The sequence below is a fragment of the Streptomyces rimosus subsp. rimosus genome (assembly GCF_000720725.1).
GTDB lineage: Bacteria > Actinomycetota > Actinomycetes > Streptomycetales > Streptomycetaceae > Streptomyces > Streptomyces rimosus_A.
This window is the reverse complement of record NZ_JOCQ01000191.1, coordinates 1-5,355: the sequence shown is the minus strand read 5'-3', so window position 1 is coordinate 5,355 and position 5,355 is coordinate 1. Positions and strand designations below refer to the sequence as shown.

General features: G+C 72.5%; 5 protein-coding genes. All 5 read right to left on the bottom strand.

What is annotated here, in order from left to right:
• Positions 1 to 507: 507 nt before the first annotated feature.
• Positions 508 to 1,542, bottom strand: a complete 1,035-nt coding sequence (gene lgt / locus IH45_RS0142055; protein ID WP_030682222.1) for a prolipoprotein diacylglyceryl transferase — start codon at positions 1,540 to 1,542, stop codon at positions 508 to 510.
• Positions 1,543 to 1,695: 153 nt separating this feature from the next.
• The gene (locus IH45_RS01000000144745; RefSeq protein WP_032919508.1) at positions 1,696 to 2,721 is read right to left on the bottom strand and encodes a DsbA family protein; all 1,026 of its coding nucleotides are present in this window, start codon (positions 2,719 to 2,721) and stop codon (positions 1,696 to 1,698) included.
• Positions 2,722 to 2,813: 92 nt separating this feature from the next.
• Positions 2,814 to 3,632: a tryptophan synthase subunit alpha gene (gene trpA / locus IH45_RS0142045; RefSeq protein WP_030682219.1), complete on the bottom strand. Its 819-nt coding sequence runs from the start codon at positions 3,630 to 3,632 to the stop codon at positions 2,814 to 2,816.
• Positions 3,632 to 4,936, bottom strand: a complete 1,305-nt coding sequence (gene trpB / locus IH45_RS0142040) for a tryptophan synthase subunit beta (protein ID WP_030682217.1) — start codon at positions 4,934 to 4,936, stop codon at positions 3,632 to 3,634. Before trpB ends, trpA begins: the two co-directional genes overlap by 1 nt.
• 281 nt (positions 4,937 to 5,217) lie before the next feature.
• Positions 5,218 to 5,352 carry a tryptophan biosynthesis modulator TrpM gene (trpM, locus tag IH45_RS1000000151160; protein ID WP_394298750.1) on the bottom strand — a complete coding sequence of 45 codons (135 nt, stop codon included), beginning with the start codon at positions 5,350 to 5,352 and terminating at the stop codon, positions 5,218 to 5,220.
• Positions 5,353 to 5,355: the final 3 nt, after the last annotated feature.

Sequence of the window (5,355 nt, the reverse complement as noted above, 5' to 3'; positions counted from 1 at the left end):
GGGGTGGGGGGCGGGGGGTGGGGCCCCAGAGCAAGGAGAGGCGGAGGTGCGGGTGGTCGGTCCGACTGCGGTACGGGCAAGCGGCCCGGCGGTGGTCGCTGCCGCCCAGCGGTGGTCGGTCCGACTGCGGTACGGACGAACGGCCCGGCGGTGGTCGCTGCCGCCCGCCGGGTCCTCGTCCCGGGTCCTCGTGCTGGCGGCCGGCCGGGTCCCGGTACGAGTCGGACCACCGACCTGAGTACGGGTGCCGACCGATGAACCCGGTACGAGACCGACCGATGAGCCCAGTACAGGGGCGAACTGACGAGCCCGGTACAAAGCCAGCCCCCGAGCCTGTCACGAGGCCGCCCCACGAGCCCGCTACGGAGCGGACCGGCAAACCCAGCGCAAGGCCAACCCGCGAGCCCACAAGGCCACCCGATGAGCCCGCCGGACGCGCCGGAGGCCGCCCCGACCCCACCGGGTCAGGACGGCCTCCGTCGAACTCGGGCGATGCGCCGCCGTACGTCAGGACTCCTTGCCACTCCGGCTTCCGCCACTCCGGCTTCCGCCGCTCGGGCTTCCGGACCCGGCGTCCTTCGTCAGCTTGGCGGCGCCATTGGCCACGCTCTCCTTGCCGCTGTCCGTGGTCTCGGGCTTCTTGGTGCCCGCCTCCCCGGCACGCTCGGCGGTCTTGGTGTCCTTGCCGTCCGCCGCCTCCGCGCCGTCCGTGACCGCGTCCTGCGCCCCCGGCTCGACGACCTCTTCGCGGCCCGGCACCTTCTTCGCCGAGATGACGATGTAGAGGACGGACAGGACGAGGCCGATGAGCGCGGTCCACACGTTCAGGCGCAGGCCCAGGATGTGGTGGGCCTCGTCGACCCGCATGTACTCGATCCAGGCGCGGCCGGCGCAGTAGGACGCCACGTACAGGGCGAAGGCCCGCCCGTGTCCGAGCTTGAAGCGCTTGTCGGCCCAGATGACGAGCAGCGCTACGCCGATACACCACAGCGACTCGTACAGGAACGTCGGGTGGTAGGTGCCGCCGATCCGGCCGACGGACGGGTCGTCGCTGATCTTGAGCGCCCACGGGAGGTCGGTGGCGCGGCCGTACAGCTCCTGGTTGAACCAGTTGCCCCAGCGGCCGATCGCCTGGCCCAGGGCGAGGCCCGGCGCCAGCGCGTCCATGTACGCGGGCAGCGGGATGCCGCGGCGGCGGCAGCCGATCCAGGCGCCCACCGCGCCGAGCGCGACGGCGCCCCAGATGCCGAGGCCGCCCTCCCAGACCTTGAAGGCGTTGAGGGGGTGACCGCCCTTGCCGAAGTACGGCTCGTACGTCGTGATGACGTGGTAGAGACGGCCTCCGACAAGCCCGAAGGGCACGGCCCACACGGCGATGTCCGCGACCGTCCCGGAGCGGCCGCCGCGCTGGATCCAGCGCTTGTTGCCGAGCCAGACGCCGACGAACACGCCGATGATGATGCAGAAGGCGTAGCCGCGCAGGGGAATCGGGCCGAGGTGTACGACACCCGTCGAGGGGCTGGGAATGAATGCGAGGTCCATGGCAGGGATGACGCTACCGCGCCAGGTGGGCGCGACGACAACCCACCCGGCTACGGCTGTGTAACGACCGTCACTGTCGGCGGTCGGTTACGTGGACCGTCATGGGGACGGTTACGGGGGCGGCCGCGGCCGTCGTCGGGCCGGGCCCGCCGGTCACCGCGCCGGGGCCCGGCCGTCCGCGCTCCCGCCCGTACTCCCGTCCGCGCCCCTTCCCGAGTGCCCGGCACCGGCACCGGCACTGTGCCCCGCTCCAGCAGTCGCCCCAGCAGTCGTCCCAGCCGTCGTCCCCGCCCCCGCCGAATGCCCGGCCGCATTGCCCGCCGAGGCCCCCGCCGAGCCGCCGCTCTCCCCCGTACCGCTGCCGGACTTCGCGCCGGACGGCTTGTTCCCGGACGCGCCGCCCGCCTTCTTGTCCTTGGCGGCGTCCCGGACCTTCTGCTTCAGCCCGTCGGGGGTGAGGTTCTTGTCGTCCGCGAGGTTCTTGCCGTTCAGCAGGACCGTCGGGGTGCCGCGGTAACCGGAGTTGGTGAAGGCGGAGTTGGACTTGTACACGAAGTCCGTGTACGTGCCCTTGTTGACGCACTGGGTGAAGGTGTCGCTGACCAGCCCGTCCACCTTCCCGGCCAGCTGGATCAGGTACTTCTTGTCCGAGAACCGGTCCTGCTGCTCCGGCGGCTGGTTCTCGTAGAGCACGTCATGGTACTCGCGGAAGCGGCCCGCGTCCTGGGCGCAGAGCGCGGCGTTGGCGGCGGTGACCGACCCCTTGCCGCCCATGCTGCCGTCGATGATCGTCGCGAGGTGGTAGTCGGTCTTGAGCTGCCCGGCGTCCTCCAGTTCGTGGACGGCGCCGCGGAAGCCCTTCTCGAACTGGGCGCAGGCGGGGCAGCGGAAGTCCTCCCACACGGTGAGCGTGGACGGGGCCTCCTTCTTGCCGACCGGCACCGCGGGCTTGTCGCTGTCCTGCGTGCCCTTGGGCAGGGCCACCTTGCCGCTGTCGCCGGAGTCGTCGCCCGAGGAGGCCGCCCATACGCCGATGCCGCCGGCCACGGCCAGTACCACCACCACCGCTCCGGCGACCTTCAGCTGCCGGCCGCGGCGCTCGCGCTCCTTCTCCTTCGCGCGCTGGGCCTGCAGCCGCTCACGGGCGCTGCTCTTTTTGTCTTGATTGTTCTGGCTCACGCCCCTGAACAACGAAGCGGAGGGGCGCCGTCGCACCCCTCCGCCGCGTTCTTCGTCCTAACGAGGGACGCGGTCCCGACGGGGGACGGGCGTCAGCCGCGCTTGCGCACGCCCGCCGCCAGTTCGCCCGCCAGCTCGCGGACGCCCGCGAGGCCGGCCTCCAGATCATCCCCGGCGTCCAGCAGCCGCTTGACGAAGGCCGACCCGACGATCACGCCGTCCGCGAACTGCGCGACCTCCGCGGCCTGTTCGGCGTTCGAGACGCCGAGGCCGACGCAGACCGGCAGCTCGGTGGTGGCCCGGGTGCGCCGCACCAGGTCCTGGGCTTCGCGGCCGACCGACTCGCGGGTGCCGGTGACGCCCATCAGCGAGGCCGCGTACACGAACCCGCTGCCCGCCTCGGTGATCTTCGCCAGGCGTTCGTCCCGGCTGCTCGGCGCGACCACGAACACGGTGGCCAGACCGTGCTGTCCGGCCGCCGCGCGCCACACCCCGGACTCCTCGACCGGCAGGTCGGGCAGGATGCAGCCGGCGCCGCCCGCCGCGGCCAGGTCGGCGGCGAAGCGCTCCACGCCGTACGCGTCCACCGGGTTCCAGTACGTCATGCACAGCACCGGCGCGCCGGTCGCGGCGTGCACCTCGCCGACCGTGCGGATGACGTCCTTGATCTTGACGCCGCCGCGCAGCGCGATGTCGTCGGCGGTCTGGATGACGGGGCCGTCCAGGACCGGGTCGCTGTGCGGCAGCCCGATCTCGACGATGTCGCAGCCGCCCTCGATCATCGCCGTGACGGCCCGTACGCCGCCGTCCACGGTCGGGAAGCCGGCCGGCAGGTATCCGACCAGCGCGGCCCGGTTCTCCTCCTTGGCCGCGGCCAGGGTGCTGCTGAGCAGCCCGACGTTGCCCGCCATCACTTGCTCCCCTCGTCGTGCGCGCCGAGCGCGGTGTCCGTGGCGTCGGTGTCGTCGGCCTCCACCGTGTCGTCGGCGGGCGCCCCGTACAGCCCGAAGTAGCGGGCCGCGGTGTCCATGTCCTTGTCGCCGCGCCCGGACAGGTTGACCAGGATCAGCCCGTCGGGGCCCAGCTCCCGGCCGATCTCCAGCGCGCCCGCCAGCGCGTGGGCGCTCTCGATGGCCGGGATGATGCCCTCGGTCCGCGACAGCAGCCGCAGCGCCTGCATGGCCGCGTCGTCGGTGACGGCGCGGTATTCGCCGCGGCCGGTGTCCTTGAGGTAGGAGTGCTCCGGGCCGATGCCGGGGTAGTCCAGTCCGGCGGAGATCGAGTACGGCTCGGTGATCTGCCCGTCCTCGTCCTGGAGGACGTAGGAGCGGGAGCCGTGCAGGATGCCGGGGGTGCCCTCGGTGAGGGTGGCGGCGTGTTCGCCGGTCTCCACGCCGTGGCCGCCGGGCTCGCAGCCGACGAGCCGTACGGACGGGTCGGGGATGAACGCGTGGAAGAGGCCGATGGCGTTGGAGCCGCCGCCGACGCAGGCCACCGCGGCGTCCGGGAGGCGTCCGGCGCGCTCCAGGATCTGGCGGCGCGCCTCGACGCCGATGACCCGGTGGAAGTCGCGGACCAGGGCCGGGAAGGGGTGCGGTCCGGCGACCGTGCCGAAGAGGTAGTGGGTGCGGTCGACGTTGGCGACCCAGTCCCGGAACGCCTCGTTGATGGCGTCCTTGAGGGTGCGGCTGCCGGACTTCACGGCGATGACCTCGGCGCCGAGCATCCGCATCCGGGCGACGTTCAGGGCTTGGCGCTCGGTGTCGACCTCGCCCATGTAGATGGTGCATTCGAGGCCGAACAGGGCGCAGGCGGTGGCGGTGGCCACGCCGTGCTGGCCGGCGCCGGTCTCGGCGATGACGCGGGTCTTGCCCATGCGCTTGGTGAGCAGCGCCTGCCCCAGCACGTTGTTGATCTTGTGTGAGCCGGTGTGGTTCAGGTCCTCGCGCTTGAGGAAGACCCGGGCGCCGCCGGCGTGCTCGGCGAACCTCGGCACCTCGGTCAGGGCGCTGGGCCGCCCGGTGTAGTTGACCATCAGGTCGTTCAGTTCGGCGGCGAAGGCCGGGTCCGCCTTGGCCTTCTCGTACTCGGCGGCCACCTCGTCCACCGCGGCGACCAGCGCCTCGGGGATGAACTTGCCGCCGAAGTCGCCGAAGTAGCCTGCGGCGCTGGGGACCCGACCCTCCGGGTCCGGGATGAAGAAGTCAGAAGACATCCGACGTACTCCTCGATGCGGGGCCTGCGCCCCGGAAGTGTGGATATACGGGCATCACGGTGTGCGGCGCTCCCGGTGCGACCCTCGCGCGGGTACGGGCGGGAGGGCGCGGGGCCACGGGGCGCTGCGCGTGCCACGGCCCACGGCGGTCCGTCCGCGACACCCCGCCGCGAGGGCAGGGGTGGGATGGAACGGCACACGGGCCGACAAGGCGAGAACGAGCCGGTGGCGGGGACGAAGCCCCCATCGGGGATCAATCACCCGCGCTCGGCAACGAGCGGCTACAGCGCGCCGTTACGACGCCATCGCCGGCCGTTGATCTGGCCCGGCTCCGCGCCGATGTGATACCTGACCCGCCGCCCGCGCACCCGGCGCGCCGGCGCGCGGCAGCCGCGCGGCCGGCACCCGCGCCCCAGCGC

What these genes read in the sequence shown, in the direction of transcription:
- trpB (WP_030682217.1), bottom strand. Translation starts at nt 4,936, where the DNA reads ATGTCTTCTGACTTCTTCATCCCGGACCCGGAGGGTCGGGTCCCCAGC.
- trpA (WP_030682219.1), bottom strand. Translation starts at nt 3,632, where the DNA reads ATGGCGGGCAACGTCGGGCTGCTCAGCAGCACCCTGGCCGCGGCCAAG.
- lgt (WP_030682222.1), bottom strand. Translation starts at nt 1,542, where the DNA reads ATGGACCTCGCATTCATTCCCAGCCCCTCGACGGGTGTCGTACACCTC.